We start from the raw sequence: 2,373 nt of genomic DNA, 5'->3' as shown, positions 1-2,373 counted from the left end.
GCATTGCAACCTCCTTCGGTTTGGCCACCTGTATCATGCAGCAGGTGGACGAGGCGGACCATCCCATTAGTGGTGACGCCCGCAGCAAGGCGGAAGGCTGTCGCTCATTTGATGGATCGCCACCGGATGAGCGAACGGCGGGCGTGTAAAACCATTGGCTTTTGCCGAATGACGATCCGTTACGAAACCAGGCGCAGCGATGACCATGACCTTCGCGAGCGGATGAAGGCGCTGGCGCATGAACGCCGCCGTTTCGGATATCGACGCCTTCATGTACTGCTCAGGCGTGAGGGTCACCTTGTGAACCACAAGCGGCTCTTCCGGCTTTATCGGGAAGAGAAGCTGACCGTGCGCAAGCGCGGCGGTCGGAAACGAGCGATCGGCACACGAGCACCGATGTTGATCCCGCTTGCCGCCAATGATCGCTGGTCACTGGACTTCGTGTCGGATCAGCTCACCGATGGTCGCAGGTTCCGGGTGCTCACGGTTGTCGACGACTGCACCAGGGAGTGCCTGGGCCTCGTTGCCGATACATCCCTTTCTGGCCTGCGGGTTGCCCGGGAGTTGGACCGGATTGTCGAGGGACGAGGCAAGCCAAAGATGATCGTCAGCGACAATGGCAGTGAGTTCACCAGCAACGCGATCCTGCAATGGACGGATCGGACCAAGGTGGAATGGCACTACATCGCACCGGGCAAATCGATCCAGAACGCCTTCATCGAAAGCTTCAATGGACGGTTGCGAGACGAGTTCCTGAATGAAACGCTCTTCTCCTCACTGTCCCATGCTCGATCAGCGCTTTCAAATTGGCGCAGCGATTACAACAATCATCGACCGCATTCTGGCCTCGGCTGGCAGACACCGGCCGAGTTCGCTCAGACCATCAACCCGCGACGCGATGCGGTGCTGCGCAGCCGGAATGGCTCCGCACCGCAACCCGCCGCTACCGCCCCGAATACAGCAACACAAAACCGCTGGAGCGAACTCAAAACTGGATAAAACTTGATGTGGTGGAACGGCCCGCTCCACAGCATCAACGTGCTAGAACGTGGTCGTTGTTCGAACGCCACAAAGGAGGGACCGTTCCGTGAAACAGGTTATCACCATTGGATTGGATCTGGCCAAGCACGTTTTCCAGGTTCACGGCGCGGATGCGGATGGCTCGCCAGTATTCAACCGGAAGCTGCGGCGCAGCGAAGTTATGCGCTTCTTCGAAAAGCTGCCACCATGCCTGGTGGGTATGGAAGCATGCGGTAGCGCCCTCTATTGGGCGCGCGCGATAACGGCTCTCGGCCATGACGTCAGACTGATTCCGCCAGCTTATGTGAAACCCTTCGTCAAGCGAGGTAAAACGGATGCGGCGGACGCGGAGGCCATCAGCGAAGCGGTAATCCGAAAGACCATGCGCTTCGTCCCGATCAAGACGGCCGAGCAGCAGGCTGCCGCAATGGTGCTGAAGACCCGCGCTCTTCTGGTGCGGCAGCGAACGCAGGCGGTCAACGCCCTGCGCGCGCATCTGGCCGAATTAGGCATCATCGCCACCGCCGGCCTGGCAAAGGTTGAGGCGCTGGTTTCGATCGTGCGGGATGAGACCGATGCTCGCCTACCCGCAGCAGCACGCTTCGCTCTGATGGCTATTGCCGATGTGATCGAAACTTCAGCCGACCAGATCGATAGGCTTGAGCGCGCAATTGTCATGGAGGCCAAACGCGACGAGGACATGCGCCGGTTGACCACGATTCCTGGCGTGGGCGCTATTACCGCGGCGACCATCAAGGCGCTTGTGCCGGATCCCGGCGGATTCAAGTCAGCTCGCCACTTTGCCGCCTGGCTCGGATTGACACCGCGGTCTCATTCAAGCGGAGGCAAGGAGCGACTGGGCCGAATATCGAAGATGGGAAATCCGGACCTCCGCGCTCTCCTCGTCGTCGGGGCAACCGCCGTCTTGAGGGTTGCCCGAAACGACGCTCGGACGCGGCCGTGGTTGAAGGCGATTCTCGCCAGGAGGCCCTTCAAGGTTGCAGCGGTCGCGCAGGCCAACAAGACGGCTCGGATTATCTGGGCGCTTCTGAACCAGGGCGGGACTTATCGGCGTGCCGCTCCACTGGCGATTACCGCGGCCGCTGTCTGATGGACGCAGTGACCGCCAAAATGATCTGACCGGCGCAGGGCTGGCAGAGGGCAAGGTGCAATAACAGGCGATGAACCATGGGACGAAATCCCGAAACGAGTGAAGCTACTGCCCCCAATGCGCTCAAGCGCGTAAACTTGATTCAGCTTGAACCGCGCCGGGTTTGCCGGAGGCTCCAACTTCTGAGAAAGTGGAGCCGATATGAGCAAGACAACAAACAAATTTTCACCGGAAGTCCGCGC

Annotated in this window: 2 protein-coding genes; both read left to right on the top strand. The window is 59.8% G+C overall.

What is annotated here, in order from left to right; translation table 11 throughout:
- A partial coding sequence (locus FHT28_RS35805; RefSeq protein ID WP_246705063.1) for an IS3 family transposase occupies window positions 1–999 on the top strand: 999 nt, incomplete at its 5' end.
- 88 nt (window positions 1,000–1,087) lie between these two features.
- A complete protein-coding gene (locus FHT28_RS35800) occupies window positions 1,088–2,131 on the top strand; it encodes an IS110 family transposase (RefSeq protein ID WP_168598919.1) in 1,044 nt (347 codons plus the stop codon).
- Window positions 2,132–2,373: the final 242 nt, after the last annotated feature.

This window comes from Rhizobium sp. SG570 (assembly GCF_012275345.1).
GTDB lineage: Bacteria > Pseudomonadota > Alphaproteobacteria > Rhizobiales > Rhizobiaceae > Rhizobium > Rhizobium lusitanum.
Note: the sequence above shows the minus strand (reverse complement) of the source record. Positions and strands in the feature narration are given on the sequence as shown.